Origin of the sequence: Acinetobacter variabilis, assembly GCF_000369625.1 — a bacterium.
Classification (GTDB): domain Bacteria; phylum Pseudomonadota; class Gammaproteobacteria; order Pseudomonadales; family Moraxellaceae; genus Acinetobacter; species Acinetobacter variabilis.
This window is the reverse complement of record NZ_KB850113.1, coordinates 987060-1002945: the sequence shown is the minus strand read 5'-3', so window position 1 is coordinate 1002945 and position 15886 is coordinate 987060. Positions and strand designations below refer to the sequence as shown.

12 protein-coding genes are annotated in these 15886 nt (G+C 43.6%); 6 read left to right on the top strand and 6 right to left on the bottom strand.

Annotated features, from left to right (window positions below):
• Window positions 1–63 precede the first annotated feature (63 nt).
• Both F897_RS10540 and F897_RS10535 read right to left on the bottom strand, forming a co-directional pair.
• Entirely contained in the window at window positions 64–945 is an 882-nt protein-coding gene (locus F897_RS10540) for an ABC transporter ATP-binding protein (RefSeq protein WP_005235739.1), read from the bottom strand.
• Window positions 945–1889 carry an ABC transporter permease gene (locus F897_RS10535; RefSeq protein WP_005235737.1) on the bottom strand — a complete coding sequence of 315 codons (945 nt, stop codon included), beginning with the start codon at window positions 1887–1889 and terminating at the stop codon, window positions 945–947. Before F897_RS10535 ends, F897_RS10540 begins: the two co-directional genes overlap by 1 nt.
• 318 nt (window positions 1890–2207) lie before the next feature.
• Between F897_RS10535 and mtlD the strand changes: the two genes are divergently transcribed.
• Complete coding sequence (gene mtlD, locus F897_RS10530) at window positions 2208–4334, top strand: bifunctional mannitol-1-phosphate dehydrogenase/phosphatase (RefSeq protein WP_005235736.1); 2127 nt, start codon at window positions 2208–2210, stop codon at window positions 4332–4334.
• Between the two features lie 62 nt (window positions 4335–4396).
• Here mtlD and F897_RS10525 read toward each other — a convergent pair whose 3' ends face one another.
• Together F897_RS10525 and F897_RS10520 are read right to left on the bottom strand one after the other, a co-directional pair.
• Entirely contained in the window at window positions 4397–5401 is a 1005-nt protein-coding gene (locus F897_RS10525; RefSeq protein WP_005235734.1) for an ABC transporter substrate-binding protein, read from the bottom strand.
• 10 nt (window positions 5402–5411) lie between these two features.
• Window positions 5412–5990, bottom strand: a complete 579-nt coding sequence (locus F897_RS10520; protein ID WP_005235732.1) for an ANTAR domain-containing response regulator — start codon at window positions 5988–5990, stop codon at window positions 5412–5414.
• A gap of 275 nt (window positions 5991–6265) precedes the next feature.
• Here F897_RS10520 and F897_RS17735 point away from each other — a divergent pair, with 275 nt between their 5' ends.
• Both F897_RS17735 and F897_RS10515 read left to right on the top strand, forming a co-directional pair.
• On the top strand, window positions 6266–6466 hold the full coding sequence (locus F897_RS17735) for a fimbrial protein (protein ID WP_164071339.1): 201 nt from the start codon (window positions 6266–6268) through the stop codon (window positions 6464–6466).
• 478 nt (window positions 6467–6944) lie between these two features.
• Window positions 6945–9110, top strand: coding sequence for a TonB-dependent receptor family protein (locus tag F897_RS10515; protein WP_005235727.1), 2166 nt, complete (start codon window positions 6945–6947; stop codon window positions 9108–9110).
• 67 nt (window positions 9111–9177) lie between these two features.
• Here F897_RS10515 and F897_RS10510 read toward each other — a convergent pair whose 3' ends face one another.
• Both F897_RS10510 and F897_RS10505 read right to left on the bottom strand, forming a co-directional pair.
• Window positions 9178–9786, bottom strand: a complete 609-nt coding sequence (locus tag F897_RS10510; protein ID WP_005235725.1) for a MarC family protein — start codon at window positions 9784–9786, stop codon at window positions 9178–9180.
• A 28-nt stretch (window positions 9787–9814) separates the two neighbouring features.
• Window positions 9815–11851, bottom strand: coding sequence for a choline transporter (locus tag F897_RS10505; protein ID WP_004785675.1), 2037 nt, complete (start codon window positions 11849–11851; stop codon window positions 9815–9817).
• A 270-nt stretch (window positions 11852–12121) separates the two neighbouring features.
• Between F897_RS10505 and betI the strand changes: the two genes are divergently transcribed.
• From betI to betA, 3 genes are read left to right on the top strand one after another with little or no spacing between them, the layout of a single operon-like run.
• Window positions 12122–12700, top strand: a complete 579-nt coding sequence (gene betI / locus F897_RS10500) for a transcriptional regulator BetI (RefSeq protein ID WP_005235723.1) — start codon at window positions 12122–12124, stop codon at window positions 12698–12700.
• 21 nt (window positions 12701–12721) lie between these two features.
• Window positions 12722–14197 carry a betaine-aldehyde dehydrogenase gene (gene betB, locus F897_RS10495; protein ID WP_005235721.1) on the top strand — a complete coding sequence of 492 codons (1476 nt, stop codon included), beginning with the start codon at window positions 12722–12724 and terminating at the stop codon, window positions 14195–14197.
• Between the two features lie 10 nt (window positions 14198–14207).
• Window positions 14208–15863, top strand: coding sequence for a choline dehydrogenase (gene betA, locus F897_RS10490; protein ID WP_005235719.1), 1656 nt, complete (start codon window positions 14208–14210; stop codon window positions 15861–15863).
• Window positions 15864–15886 lie beyond the last annotated feature (23 nt).

The following is a 15886-nucleotide window of genomic DNA, read 5'->3' as shown; positions in this document are numbered from 1 at the left end:
TTGGTCGTCCAACACAGCGATTAAAACCTTTGGGTCGTCCCAAAGGCTCTTTTTTAAAACGGATTATTTGCTTGTACTGACTTTGGTTAAGCGTGGAATTTCTGGAAGATCGGCTAGTGCAGGATCCAGTTCGTCTTCCTGTGCATGTACCAGATGATTGACGTGCTCGCGAAGCTGTTTAAATTCCGGAGTCAGCATCAGATCTGGATGGCGTGGACGTGGTAAATCCACTTCAATAATTTCCTTGATTTCACCTGGATTGGCTTTCAGCGCCACAATCCGGTCTGCCAGCAAGATGGCTTCATCCATATCGTGGGTCACGAAAATGATGGTAATGTCGATGTTTTGCCACAGATCCATCAGATGACACTGCATTTTTTGGCGCGTATGCGGATCCAGTGCACCAAAAGGTTCATCCATCAGTAGTACTTTAGGTTCATTGACCAAAGCGCGGGCTATCGCCACACGTTGCTTCATCCCGCCTGAAAGTTGATGCGGATACTGATCCTGATATTTTTCCAGGCCAATGATGTTGATCCATTCACGTGCCTGCGCTTCAGCAGAAGCATTACTTTGACCTTTCATTTTCGGGCCAAACATGATGTTTTCTTTCACGGTCTTCCATGGAAACAGGGTATAGCCCTGAAACACCATGCCACGTTCCGGGCTTGGGCCAGTAATCGGCTTGCCATCCACCAGAATTTTACCGCTGGTATAAGGATCCAGCCCAGCCACGACACGGCTAAAGGTCGATTTACCGCAACCCGATGGGCCAATCACACAAATAAACTCACGTTTATGAATTTTTAGGTCAATGCCATTTAAAATGGTGCGTTCAGTTTTGCCATGCTTAAAGGATTGGGTGAGCTGTTTGGCTTCCAGGATGACCGGACGGCTATAAATCTTGTCAAAGTATTCGCGAGCATTAAATTCAGTGCTGTTCATTAGTTTGCTCCTGGTTTCCATTTAAATAAGCGTTGTCCCAATTTCATTAAAATCACGTCACAGAGCAGACCAATTACCCCAATGATCAAGATTGCTGCAAAAACATTGTCAAAATTCTGATAACGGGCCTGCTGGGTAATAAACCAAGTAATACCAGACGTGCTACCGATCAGTTCAGCCACGATCAGGTAAGTCCATGCCCAGCCGAGCAGTACGCGCAAGTTACGGTAAATTTCAGGAAGAGCTGCTGGAATGACCACATGAAACAGGCTTTTTAATTTATTGGTACCTAGGGTAAAACCGGCTTCAATCAGACTGCGATCGACTAGTCGTGTGGTATTGGCAATGATCAGGATTTGCTGGAACAGGGTTCCAATCACAATGATGGCTACTTTTGGTGCATCATTGATGCCTAAAATAGCGACCGCAAGCGCACCAAAGGCTGGAGCTGGCAGATAGCGGAAAAACTCAACAAATGGCTCGGTCAGTTGGGACGTTTTATTAGAGAAACCACATAAAATACCGAGTGGAATACCGATCAGGGAAGAAATAAAGAAGGCAGTAAATACCAGTTTGATACTGTGCCACAGGCTTTCATGAAACCATGGGGCATTGGCTTGAGCAGGTTCTGTGGTAAATGCAGTGACCAATGCGATCGCCACTTCATGCGGGGCAGGCAGATAGATCGGATTGACCAGAATACCTTGGGGCGGCGCCAGACCTTGATCCACTGCGGATTGCGCAGCAGAGAAAAAGATATCCTTATCAATACGACTACCGACCTGTAAATAGCTAACGCTGCCTGAATCGGCAATCTGCACTTGTGGATGCCAGATAAATGGCAAATAACTGACTGCACACCAAATCAAGATCGGTATTAAAAAAGACCCCAAGCCAAACAGTATTTTATTTCTTTGACTGAGTTCACGTGCAACGTAACTCATAGTGTTGCCCCTCAATATTACAATTTTTATAAAACGTAATACTGATTAAGCAAAATGAATGCCATGATAAGTAGAAACATTCAAAATGATAAAATAACCTGATATTTAAAAAGAAAAATTTAAACTGATAAGTAGGACTAACAACTTACTTAAGTTAACAGTTTGATTACATCCAGAAACATAAATAACCGTATTTTAGTCTTTATTGATCAATTTATAGTCAAAAATATTTCATATCTTTACATCGGTTTATTTAATCTCTTAGTTTCCTTAAGGTATTTTCCAATTCTTAACTCATTGAATTATAAAAGGGGAGCAATGCTAGAATTTAAAAATCAAATCGTACACGGCGCAATTTTCGATATGGATGGAACCATGTTTGATACTGAACGTTTGCGCTTTCAAACCTTGCAACAAGCTTCACGTGAGCTGATCGGCGTCGAATTTTCTGAAAACTATTTAATGCAGTGCTTGGGCTTAAGTGCCCGTAGTGCCGAGCAGCTGGCCAAAGAGCGTTATGGACAAGATGTTCCTTATGCCGAGATCCGCCAGCGCGCCGATGTACTGGAACTAGAACATGTACGCAATTATGGTGTTCCAATTAAAAAAGGTTTATTACAGGTGTTGGAACGCCTACGCAAGGCAGGCCTAAAAATGGCTGTGGCGACTTCGAGTCGACGTGCGATCGCAGAAGAATATCTGATCAATGCCAATGTCTATAAATTTTTTGATGTGCTGGTGTGTGGTGATGAGATTAAACAGGGGAAACCTCATCCAGAAATTTTTATCAGCGCAGCCGAAAAAATCAATTTAAGTCCGGCTCAATGCCTGATGTTTGAAGATTCTGAAAATGGCCTGCGATCTGCCTATGATGCAGGTGGCATGACGGTACTTTTCAAAGATATTAAAACGCCGAATGAATCGATGCTGGCACAAGCCCAATATTATTATGAAACGATGGAAGATTTTCTGACAGATCTGAACCAGTTTGTTCCTGTTCTGGAAATGCCAGAACTTGAGACCGCATTTCCGCAAACGCTGAATCAGTTAACGGTCGGGATTCACGGTTTCGGTGCGATTGGTGGTGGTTATTTGGCTCAGGTGTTATCACACTGGGATGGTTATACGCGTCCACGCAAAATTATTGCCTCAACGCGTAATCCACTCTATCAGTCTGCCGTAAATGCATTTGGCACTTATTGCATTCGTTATGGTCAGAACTCTTTTGACCAGCGTATTGAAAATATGAGTGTAATTGATGCGCATGATCTGGAGCAAATGCAGAACATGTATATTGAATCCAGTCTGGTCGCAGTCTGTGTCCCTGAGGAAGCGCTGGTTTCTGAAGCAGAGGTGATTGCACAGGGTTTATATGCGCGATACTTGGCCTACGAGCAGCAGGAACAGCCGCTGACGCTGTTGATTATCCTAAATAAAATCGGAGCCAAACAGCTGGTGATGCAGCAGATTCTGAGCCGTCTGAAACAGATTACGAATGAACAGACAGCGCAGCACATTATGGATCAGCATTATTTCTGTGACACAGTGGTGAACCGTATGGTCTCCAAACTGTCCGACCAGAAACTGTACCGTCAGCTGCGCATCAAATACAACATGTTCAAGCAGTATCAGCTGGATGAAGATCTGTCCGTAGTGGATCTGGATGATTCTACAGCCCTGAATGCAGACCAGGAACATCAGGCGGGCTTGTATATTGAAGACCTGCGCCGTAATTTCCAGCCTAGTCATATTCTGCAGTCGATGGATCTGATTCTGTTTAATGCCGAAACGGATATGCCAATCTATGTGGAAAATAACAGTCCATTATTGGCTAAAATGCGCCAGATGATTCTGGTAGATGATATTGCCAATATCCAGCTGATTAAAAACCGATTATGGAATGGTGTGCATGCGATGATGGCTTGGTATGCCAGCCTGCGCGGTCATCAGACTATTGGCGTGGCCATGTCAGATCATTCGGTCAGAAAATTTATGCAGCAGGCTTTAGCGCAGGTAAAGCATGGCCTCTGTTACCAGATTCCTAAGCATTCTTCAGATCTGGAACGTCTGGCACAAAGTTTCACTGAATCTTGTGCCTATGCTTATCAGGACCCATGTGCACGTGTAGGACGTGAACCCTTAAGAAAGCTGGAACACAATGAACGGGTTATGGGTTCATTATTGACCTTGCTTAAATATAGCTTGCCATTTGATGTGGTTTTAAAAGGCGCAGTGCTGGGTTATATCTATGCTCTGGAACAGGGTGAATGCGAGCAGCAGGAACTGTTGATGCATTTACAGACCCAGTTAAGACATATGGCATTAGAACCGCAGCTATATGAGACCTTGTATGATGAAATGTCACAATTCATCAATCAGGTTATCGCTGGAAAATTATCCTTGCAAAAATTTATGCAACTGGATTTACAGCAAGCGTTCAGTTAAATATCAGCAGTTAATAAAAAGACCCAGAAATTTCTGGGTCTTTTTTATGGAAATTTATAAGCTTAAACAGCCGTAGATTCTTGCTGATAAATACAGGATTGGGCAATTTGTCGCTGATCATCTGCGGACAGATCAATATTTTCCCATTTTTCCATCTGCTCTAATAGCCAGATAAAATCGGTAAATTGAGGCTCAACACTTTCACCTGCAAGGTTACGGATAATATTCTGAATCTTATGGAAGTCATAAACGTGTCGAGAAGCTGAACATTCAAACTGGATAATCTGATAATCCATCAGCATGTCCCAGACTTCAGAAAGATCCGTAACATGCTTTAAATCCATCTGGGCTTTTTTTACAGCCGTGACTAAGGCCTCAACAGTCAGTGGATGCAACTCGCCCCATTCCTGAGTTATCGCCAGCACTTTGTCTGCCACTTTAGGAATGACATTCTGACTGGCTGCAACAATCAGGCTATAACCTTCAAGCTTGGCCTGAATATTCCAAGGTTCACCCACACAAAAACCATCAAAAATCTGTGCTGCGATCCCTTTGACCATCAAAGGGGGTGGTGAGGTCTTGAGCAATATATTTTTGGCATATTGCGGATCACTTAAGGCCAGCCATTCTCTTAAACAGTAATGATGAATGGAATATTTATAAACATGAGCCAGACCTACGTTATGTTGCTGCTTTAAGGCACTGACCAGCTTTTGCGACGTGATCTGTTCATTATCTTCAGGCTGAATGCCCAGTTCATAACACAGATCCTGTCTTAAGCTGATAAATGCCTGATTGATACTGAGTACTAATGGAGTCTGCAAAGCGATTTGTAACTGGTCTGCGCCCAAAGCAGCCGCGGGAAGCATGGCAGACAGGCAATGGGCTGCATCCAGAAAGCCATAGGCTAGGCGGTCGCGTAAGCTGGACCAGGAAGCTTCACGGATCAGATTTACCTTTAAACCCTGTTCAGTAAAATAACCTTGGCGCTCTGCCCAAAGAATGGCAACACAATCAAGCAGTGGAATATAGCCAATATTGAGTTCTGTTTTTTCTAATGTTGTCATTGAATGCTCCTTATTGGCCAGATAACAGTTTTTGTGCATCAAGTAAGCGCCTTGCCATATCGCCAATGGTAATCCGGTGACTCATGGCATTTTTTCGCAATAGGGCAAATGCTTCTTCTTCGCTCAGTCCATGCAGCTGGATCAGCAGGACTTTGGCTTTATCAATATCCCTGCGATCACTTAATTTTTCCTGAGTTTCCTTCAGGTCATGTAACAGTTTTTTATGTTTCTGAAATTGTTCAATCGATATTTCCAGAATATTTTCCAGTTTGGTCGGATCGATCCCGTCCACAATATATGCCGTGACGCCGGCATCAATGGCATTTCTGATGGTGTCCTTGTTGGAATTTTGGGTAAACAGAACCGTAGGTAATTCATACTGACTCACGCAGCTTTCGATAATATCGCGATGAGGATGATCCATATTTAACAGAATGACATCGGCATGCAGGCTTTTGATATCAACAATGTTGAGGTCATTCAGAATGACACAGGCCACTACAAGAAAATCATGCGCAAGCAAAGAAGCCTGAATAAATTCAGCGCGTTCTGGATCATCATCAATCAGGGCAATTCGTAATTTAGACATGCAAGATTTTTAGCTAGTACATCGGGGAATATTCTATGAAGACTTATGCAAAAAACATACCATGCAATTTGGTGCAAAAAATTAGGAGATCAGGTTAAAAGTGTCATAAAAATAGTGCAGAAGAACTTAGAAGGCCGAATCAACCTGACTAAAATAAGGCGTTCTTGAAATAAGCGCACTAAAATAAGGAGTTTTAAGGCGAATAAGAATATAAAAATATTGGAATAATAATTGCTTATTTTTAATCCACTATAAAATAAAAAGGTGGAATAGACATGAAATTACAACTTATACCATCACTGCTAGTAATAGGAACTCTTTTGATGGCGGGTAATGTGATGGCAGAAGATGGTGGTTTACGTTTTACCGAGAAAACTCTGGCCAAAGTGGCAGAAATGAAAACCAAGAAAAAACCAGCCGAAACCCAGCAAGCTGCACCATTACAAGCGCAAGTAATTGCAAATGACTCTAAATAATAGCCAGAATACATGAAGAAACTCTCCAGCAGAAGAGTTTCTTTTTTTGGCTGAAATTTATAAGCCATAGTTCAAAAAATAAGAATTCTATTTTCTAGTTATAACTTAGATTTTGGTTTAGAAACCTGTCTATTAAACTGATCTTAATGAATCAGAATATTGTTTATATCTTCGAAATTTTTAATTTAAATAATTTTTTGCCAACTCGAATGAGATGGTTACAAGAAAAAAATACATATATATAAATTACAAATACTTAATAAATTAGATGTCAGAACTTGTTTGAATCTGTCTGCGATCTTGCAAAGTATTGACAGATTATTTGTATAGAATAAATTAAAATATTGCCGCACCAGTCAGATATTTTGGCAGAAAATATCTGCTTAATTTTGCGTGCTTCATTTATGCTACAGCTTAAATTTTAAGCCAAGCCCTTAAGCAGATCAGGATCACTTATACAGGATTGTATAAATTCGCCATGAATATGACAAAAATTCCTCTCAAGAAAAATCCGCTTAGCCTGATGATATTGTCGGCATTTTCAGGCCATCTTTATGCTGAAACTACGCTAGCGCAGGATAGTGTTCAGCAGTTGGACACTATTGTGGTGACCACTGAGCAAAATACAAATTCTCAGAAACAGACTGAGGCGGAACTTGCCAGCGTTTCGGGAGGAACCAACTTTATTTCAGATCAGCAGTTACAACATCAGCGTCTGGGAACCACTGCTGACGTCTTCCGTCTCCAGCCCGGTATTTATGCCCAATCGCCGGGCAATGAAGGAGCCAAAATTTCTATCCGTGGTTCTGGCATTAACCGTACTTCTGGTGCACATGCATCCGGAACTTATGTCATGATTGATGATATTCCCTTTACTGGACCGGGTGGTACGGCTTATGAACTGCTTGAACCGTGGTGGATTGATCATGTTGGGGTGTACCGTGGTGCCAATGGTTTAAAACAGGGCGGATTGTCCTTAGGTGGAACAGTTAACTATAAAAGTAAGACTGGTGCAGAGCAGAATGGCTCTGAATTAAAATACGAAGCGGGTAGCCATGGCTATCAGAAATACCAGTTTAGTACTGGCCGACAACTCGACAAGTTAGATTATTATCTGGCAGTGACGGGTTCACAGTTTGATGGAATTCAGGATCATGCCGAAGGTGATGGTAAAGGTTTGGCTTTTAATCTGGGTTATCAGATCAGTCCGGATATCGAGACCCGCTTTTATGCCCGTTACCGTGAAAGCAAACACTTAACGCCGGGACGCATTACCCAAGAACAGCTCAAGAATAATCCTGGAGCAGCCAATGATTTTAATCTGGCTGTAGATGCCAAGCGGATTCAGCCGGGCAGTACTTGGCTGGCAAATACTACCACCTGGAACTTGCGGGATGATGCCAAACTGACCGGTAGTCTGGCTTATCATCATTATCCATTGGATTTACGTGAAAGTAGTTATCGTACCAATGTCGATTATGAAGATATTAGTGCAAGAATCCAGTATGAGAAACCTTATGAGTTATTCGGTCTTGAACATCAAGGAAAAGTTGCTTTTCGAAGTACCACGCACCGTCCGAATAGTGGTGTAACCGAAACAATTCGACGCGATACTACAATTGATGGCACGCTTTATCCGGCAGATACCGTAACACGCCGTTATACTTATCGTGGTTCAGACAATGTGCTGCAATTTGATCAGGAAACCCAGTTGAATGATCAGTTTAAGCTTGATCTAGGATTGGCAGCAGCCTATACCCACCGTGAGAGTGAAGTGACTTATCCTGTGGCTAGTCCTGAAGTTAGCCGCTATGAATGGAATTTCGCACCGCGTATTGGCCTGACTTATCAGCCAAATGAGACGCTGCAATGGTTTGCCAATTTAAGCCGTAGTATTGAACCGGCACATCCATGGGCGATGGCATGGTCTTCGCCATATTATTTTGATGGTGGGGTCGCTTCAGGGCGGGTACGTGAACCTATTTATCTGGACACGCAAACTGCAAATACTTTAGAACTGGGTGGCAGGGGCCAATCAGCCTGGGGTGATTGGGCACTGAGCTACTATTATTCCAAAGTTAAAAACGAGTTATTAACCTCAGAGTTGATCAAAACCTATGAGGATGGATCGGAACGACCTTCTGAACCAATTGCTGTAGAATCCAATGCAACTCCAACCCTTCATCAAGGTGTGGAACTCAGTCTGGATACACTATTCTATGCATCACAGCAGGGCGAGCTTCGTTTACGTCAGGCTTATACCTTGAGTGATTTCCAATATAAAAACGATCCTTTATTTGGTAAAAACCAGTTGCCGGGAATTCCAAAACATCTTTATCAGGCACAGCTCAGTTATGCCTTGAATAATGGTCTTTATATGGGTCTAAATACAGAATATGCATCGAAGATGGCGCATGATTATGCCAATAGCCGCTTTAGTGATGATTATCAGATTTGGGGTATTGATCTGGGATATGCACCAGAACATCAATCATGGAAAACTTGGATCAACTTTAAAAATATCACCGATGAGAAGTATGCTGCGGTCGTGATTCCTGGGCTAAATGATCAAGGTGCTGATGTAGCGCGATCTTCGCCGGGTGAAGGTTTCTCTACTTATGCCGGTGTGTCATTTAAATTTTAATTATTTAAAAATTAAAAAAAGAGCGGGATATTTCCCGCTCTTTTTATTTACCCAATAAAATGATTGATCAGGTTTCTAATATTCCGGTAACGCCTGTCACGATCATATCAATGGCAATCGTACCAATCAGAAGTGCTGCAACACGACCGACGATATCGACATACAGGTCAATATAGTTTGAATACTTGTGCTGTAAATGATCATGCAGGTATTTCATCAGGATCAGCAGACTACAAGTCAGAAACAGGGTCGAGAAAATCACCAGAATGGTTTGCATTAAACTGAGCTGTATACCGGTGATCACAGATGCCGAAATGGTGCCCGGACCGATCATAAACGGCATGGCAATCGTGCCTGCCAGATGACTGGGCGCTCCACGCATCACGCCAATCGTATCAGCACCTTCAAAGACATAACGATAGCCAATTACTAGAAAAATAATACCGCCAAAAATCTGGAAGGACTCAAACCGCACATGCAAGACTTCATTAAAGAAGGCTTCACCAGTTTTCGCAAAAATGATGAAAACAATAAAGCTGATCAGGCTGCCCTGAATCAATGCCATATTGAAGACCTTTGCTTCGGAATTACGGATAATTCCGAGCATATAAATACTCATCAGAAAGGGATTGAGTAGAGAGAAAAACAGGGCAAAGGCATTCAAGCTTTCTGACATCATTGCGTCCTTCAGTAGTTAAGAGATCCTAGATTTCACGATCCGGGAAAAGTGGACGTTTACCTGGGCTGATCCGGTTAATGTGCAGATACATCATATGGCGTTCATATTTATCCAGGATGTCATTGATCACCTGTTCCTTACTGTAACCGACCAGATCGTTACCCTGAGAGCCTTCAAACAGATAACTTTCCAGACGATAGTAATAGCGTTTGGTTCGTTTACCACGTGAACTGAAATTTGGCGTGTCATAGCGTACCGGCCATATTTCATAAACAAAGTTTTCTTCTTCATCGAGCTGAATAGTCAGATCCAGATGATACAGTTCAGGTTCTTCCTCAAGTGATTTTTCCTGAATATTGACTTGAATACCTTTATCAATTAACTCGGTTGCAACGGCCTCGATGGCTGGTTTGCAGACATTGTCCAGCATGGTCCGGGTCTGGGACAGGCTTGGATGTAGCATGACCCGGCTCAGACGCTTCTTCCAGTTCAAGATATCCACATTACCGACCACAGGTGCCGCATTCAGGCTGGTACTGGCCTGACGAAAATCCTCCAGACGCAAGGACTTATATAGCCCCGCCATCACAAAGAAAATGACGAAACTAAAAGGCAGTCCCATAATGATGGTAGTGTTTTGCAATGCAGTAACACCGTTAGCCATTAGCATAGCTAGCGTCAAAAGACCAATTGCAATTGCCCAGAACACACTCAGCCAGCGTGGTGAATCATGCTCAATATTAGTGAATTTAGTGGTGAAGTTCCCCAATACTAATGCCCCTGAATCCGCTGAAGTCACATAGAACAGCAACCCTGTAATGGTGGCTACACCTGCGATAAATGTGAAACCTGGATACTGTGCCAGCAGATCATAAAAACCATGTGCCGGATTTTCTAAAACAGTTGTCGCAAGCTGAGTATTACCATCAAAAATCACGCTGTATAAAGCACTGTTACCGAAAATAGACAACCAGGTCAGGGTAAATAACAGAGGAATAACCAAAGTCCCGGTGACAAATTCACGAATAGTACGACCACGGGAAATACGTGCCAGGAACAGACCTACAAACGGCGACCAGGCAATCCACCATGCCCAGAAGAACAGGGTCCAGCTATTCATCCATTCTTTAGGCTGCTCAAAAGGAAAACTGCTTAAAGAGAGTTTCGGGAACTGGCTGAGATAATCACCAAAATTCTGAATTAGAGCCGCTAATAAAAACTCTGTATTTCCCATAAAGAGAATAAAGAGCAGCAATCCGATTGATACATAGATATTAATTTCGGATAGGACCCGGATACCTTTATTAACCCCCGCAGTGACGGAAATAATGGTAATAATGACGGCAACACCGATTAATGCAGTTTGAATCCAGATATTTTCTGGCAAGCCGAACAGGACATGCAAACCATAATTTAATTGGACGACACCAATACCGCAGGTGGTGGCAATACCAAAAATCGTACCGAGTACTGCAGCGGTATCTACCGTATGGCCAATCGGGCCATTAATTCTTTTTCCAAAAATAGGATAAAGCGCAGATCGAATTGTCAGTGGTAAATTATAGCGATAACTGAAATATCCCAACGCAACCCCAATCAGCGCGTACATGCTCCAGCCGGTCAGACCATAGTGAAACAGGGTCCAGACCATAGACTGACGCGCGGCTTCAAAGGTTTCAGCTTCACCGACTGGAGGACTCATATAATGAGACAAGGGTTCAGCGACCGAGAAGAACATCAAGTCAATCCCGATCCCGGCTGAGAACAACATGGCCGACCAGCTCAGCAGGCTGAATTCGGGTTTAGAATGTTTGGGACCAAGCTTGATTTCGCCATAACGTGAGCAGGCGATAAAGACAATAAAAACCAGATACAGCGTTGCCGCCAGCAGGTAATACCAGCTAAAGGTACTACTGACCCAGTTTAAAATATTAATAATGACTAAATTGGCTTGTTCATTAAATAAAATCGTGATGATAGAAAACAGCAGAATAAGCGTCGCCGAACAATAAAAGACTACCTTATTCAGACTATCTTGCACCTCTTCGTTTTTCTTTTGCATAAATCTCTGACCATCGTTTTGTTGCCGAATGATCTACAGTGCAGTGTGATTTAAAAGCAAAAGCTGGCCCTAAAGCTTCCTTGTTTTCGTGAATTACAAACTTTTGCAAATCCAAAACAAACTGCGCTGTACATCAAGGGTGAGCTGGTACTATAATTTTTATTAATTGAACGTTCAATTAAAAAAGCGTTTATGAATTGTTACATCATTCCGCTATTTGCTTTAGCAGAGTGATTTTTTATTGCTACATCCGTTATTCAGGTTAGTCCTATGCCAAAAGTTGGTATGCAACCGATCCGTCGTCAGCAACTGATCGATGCCACCTTAGCTGCAGTGAATGAGCTAGGTTTTGCAGAAGCTTCAATTAGTCAGATTGCTCAGAGGGCAGGTGTCTCAACAGGCATCATAAGTCATTATTTTCAAGGTAAAAATGGGTTAATTGAAGCCACAATGCGTTACTTATTGCAGCAATTAGGTAAATCTGTTGCTGAAATCAAGTCACAGGTGAATGACGCCCCTGAACAACGCTTACTGGCAATTGTGCGTGGCAATTTTACTGCTCCACAAACGGATAAAGCGGCCATGAAGGTGTGGTTGGCTTTTTGGGCCAGCAGTCTGCATCAGCCCGATTTACATCGTTTACAGCAAATAAACCATTACCGCTTACATTCCAATCTTAAATATGAATTCATGAAAAAGCTGAGTAAGGATCAAGCTGAGAAGGCAGCACAAGGTCTGGCTGCACTCATTGATGGATTCTGGCTAAGAGGTGCTTTAGTAAGTGGCGAAATTGATCCAGAACTGCCGATTGAACTGTGTAGTGAATATATCCGGCAACAACTCAAATAACCAATCTGCGAGGGAATTCCATTGACAACATTCAACCTGCAACGTCCTTATATTCATGGACAATATGTCGATGCAACGTCCAATAGCACGTTTCAAACTATTAATCCTGCAACAGGCGAAGTCCTGGCTGAAGTGCAGGTCTGTTCAAAAAATGATATCGATCGTGCGGTTGAATCTGCACAACAAGGGCAAAAATTCTGGGCAGAAATGACCGCGATTCAACGCTCGCGCATCTTGAACAAGGCAGTCGCCATTTTACGCAAGCGTAACGATGAGCTGGCAAAATTAGAAAGCTTGGACAGCGGTAAAGCCTTTAGTGAAACATCGACTGTTGATATTACGACAGGTGCAGATGTACTCGAATATTATGCGGGAATTCTACCGGTTCTTGAAGGCCAGCAAATCCCGCTGAGAAGCAGTTCCTTTGTCTATACTCGCCGTGAACCTTTGGGTGTTGTCGCTGGAATTGGCGCATGGAATTATCCGATTCAGATCGCATTGTGGAAATCTGCACCGGCACTCGCTGCAGGCAATGCCATGATTTTCAAAGCCAGTGAAGTTACGCCTTTAACTGCGCTGAAACTGGCAGAAATTTATACCGAAGCCGGTGTGCCGCATGGTGTCTTTAATGTGGTTACCGGTAGTGGTGAAATTGGTGGTTATCTAACTTCGCATCCCGATATTGCCAAAGTGTCTTTTACCGGTGGCGTTTCTACTGGTAAAAAAGTCATGGCGCAAGCTGCAAATTCTAGCTTGAAAGAAGTTACCATGGAGCTGGGCGGTAAGTCTCCGCTGATTATCTGTGAAGATGCCGATCTGGATCTGGCGGCTGATATTGCCATGATGGCCAACTTCTATAGCTCCGGTCAGGTGTGTACCAACGGTACTCGTGTATTTGTGCCTTTGGCATTGAAAGCAGCATTTGAAGAAAAGATTTTACAGCGTGTTGAACATATTCGTATGGGTGACCCTCTCGATCCTGAAACCAATTTTGGTCCGGTGTCCAGCTTTGAGCATATGGAAAAAGTGCTGGGCTATATTGAAAAAGGCAAGATAGAAGGGGCACGCCTATTATGTGGTGGCGGTTGTGCTGAGGATGAACAGTTTGTCCAAGGGGCTTATGTCCTGCCAACCGTATTTACCGACTGTCGTGATGACATGACCATTGTACGTGAAGAAATCTTCGGTCCAGTCATGAGTATTCTCAGTTATGACACTGAGCAAGAAGCGATTCGTCGTGCCAATGATACCGATTATGGTCTGGCTGCAGGTGTCGTCACACCAGACTTAGCCCGTGCACACCGAATTATTCATCAGGTAGAAGCGGGTATCTGCTGGATCAATACCTGGGGTGAATCGCCTGCAGAAATGCCTGTCGGTGGTTATAAACATTCCGGTGTTGGACGTGAAAATGGGCTTGTGACCTTGCAGCATTACACCCAGACCAAATCGGTTCAGGTCGAACTCAGTCCTTTCCAATCTGTATTTAGCGCATAAGGGGGATTTGATGAATTACGACTATATTATTATCGGTGCGGGCTCTGCGGGTAATGTTCTGGCAGCGCGTTTAACTGAAGATCCAGATACTAAGGTGCTATTACTTGAGGCAGGTGGCCCGGACTATCGTCTGGATTTTAGAACCCAGATGCCAGCTGCTTTAGCTTATCCTTTACAAGGACGCCGTTATAACTGGGCCTATCTGACCGATCCAGAACCCCACATGAACAATCGCCGTATGGAATGCGGCCGTGGTAAAGGTCTGGGCGGATCTTCACTGATTAATGGCATGTGCTATATCCGTGGTAATGCTATGGATCTGGAACAGTGGGCCAGCCTTAAAGGTCTGGAACACTGGAATTATGCGCAGTGTCTACCCTATTACAAAAAAGCTGAAACCCGCGATATTGGCGGCAATGACTATCATGGCGATTCAGGCCCGGTTTCAGTCGCAACGCCTAAGAATGGTAATAATGAGCTGTTTCATGCTATGGTCGAAGCTGGGGTTCAAGCCGGTTATCCACGTACCGATGACTTGAATGGCTACCAACAGGAAGGTTTCGGGCCAATGGATCGTACTGTGACACCACAAGGTCGTCGCTCCAGTACGGCACGTGGTTATCTGGATATGGCCAAAGGCCGGGATAATCTCACCATTATTACCCATGCCATGACCAACCGAATTCTGTTTAATCGCAATAAGGCGATTGGCGTAGAATATTTTGAAGGTCAAAATACCTTACAGCCGATTCAGGTCTTTGCGGATCGTGAAGTTCTACTATGTGCAGGTGCAATTGCATCTCCACAAATCCTGCAACGCTCTGGTGTAGGTCCGGCTGAATTGTTAAAAAGTCTGGATATTCCGGTGGTTCAGGACCTGCCGGGTGTGGGTGAAAACCTGCAAGACCATCTGGAAATGTACTTACAATATAAGTGCAAAAAACCGGTCAGCTTATACCCAGCATTAAAATGGTATAACCAGCCCATGATTGGCGCAGAATGGCTATTCTTAGGTAAAGGAATTGGTGCCAGCAACCAGTTTGAAGCCGGTGGCTTTATCCGTTCTTCGGATGAGTTCGAATGGCCGAACATCCAGTATCACTTCCTGCCAGTGGCGATCAATTACAATGGAACTAATGCTATCCATGAGCACGGCTTCCAGGCCCATGTCGGTTCTATGCGTTCACCATCTCGTGGTCGAGTCCGTCTGAAATCCAAAGATCCGTTCGAGCATCCAAGTATTCTGTTCAACTATATGAGTACCGAACAGGACTGGCGTGAATTCCGGGATGCCATCCGCATTACCCGTGAAATTATGCATCAGCCCGCCCTGGATCCATATCGTGGTGAAGAAATCAGTCCGGGCAAAAATCTGCAAACTGATGCAGAAATTGATGAATTTGTTCGTAATCATGCAGAAACAGCGTATCATCCGTCCTGTAGCTGTAAAATGGGTGAGGATGATATGGCCGTTGTCGATGGTTATGGGCGTGTGCATGAGATGCAAGGCCTGCGTGTCATCGATGCTTCAATTATGCCGCTCATTATTACAGGCAACCTCAATGCAACCACGATCATGATGGCTGAAAAGCTTGCAGATCATATCCGTGGCAAGCAGGCATTACCTGCTTCTACAGCGCCTTTCTACCGGGCCCCACGCGCTTAAGTCATGGCTATATTCCTGTTGCT

Bases quoted from the DNA above. Each gene is read 5' to 3' on its own strand.
- F897_RS10540 (WP_005235739.1), bottom strand. From the start codon at position 945: ATGAACAGCACTGAATTTAATGCTCGCGAATACTTTGACAAGATTTAT.
- F897_RS10535 (WP_005235737.1), bottom strand. From the start codon at position 1,889: ATGAGTTACGTTGCACGTGAACTCAGTCAAAGAAATAAAATACTGTTT.
- mtlD (WP_005235736.1), top strand. From the start codon at position 2,208: ATGCTAGAATTTAAAAATCAAATCGTACACGGCGCAATTTTCGATATG.
- F897_RS10525 (WP_005235734.1), bottom strand. From the start codon at position 5,401: ATGACAACATTAGAAAAAACAGAACTCAATATTGGCTATATTCCACTG.
- F897_RS10520 (WP_005235732.1), bottom strand. From the start codon at position 5,990: ATGTCTAAATTACGAATTGCCCTGATTGATGATGATCCAGAACGCGCT.
- F897_RS17735 (WP_164071339.1), top strand. From the start codon at position 6,266: ATGAAATTACAACTTATACCATCACTGCTAGTAATAGGAACTCTTTTG.
- F897_RS10515 (WP_005235727.1), top strand. From the start codon at position 6,945: ATGAATATGACAAAAATTCCTCTCAAGAAAAATCCGCTTAGCCTGATG.
- F897_RS10510 (WP_005235725.1), bottom strand. From the start codon at position 9,786: ATGTCAGAAAGCTTGAATGCCTTTGCCCTGTTTTTCTCTCTACTCAAT.
- F897_RS10505 (WP_004785675.1), bottom strand. From the start codon at position 11,851: ATGCAAAAGAAAAACGAAGAGGTGCAAGATAGTCTGAATAAGGTAGTC.
- betI (WP_005235723.1), top strand. From the start codon at position 12,122: ATGCCAAAAGTTGGTATGCAACCGATCCGTCGTCAGCAACTGATCGAT.
- betA (WP_005235719.1), top strand. From the start codon at position 14,208: ATGAATTACGACTATATTATTATCGGTGCGGGCTCTGCGGGTAATGTT.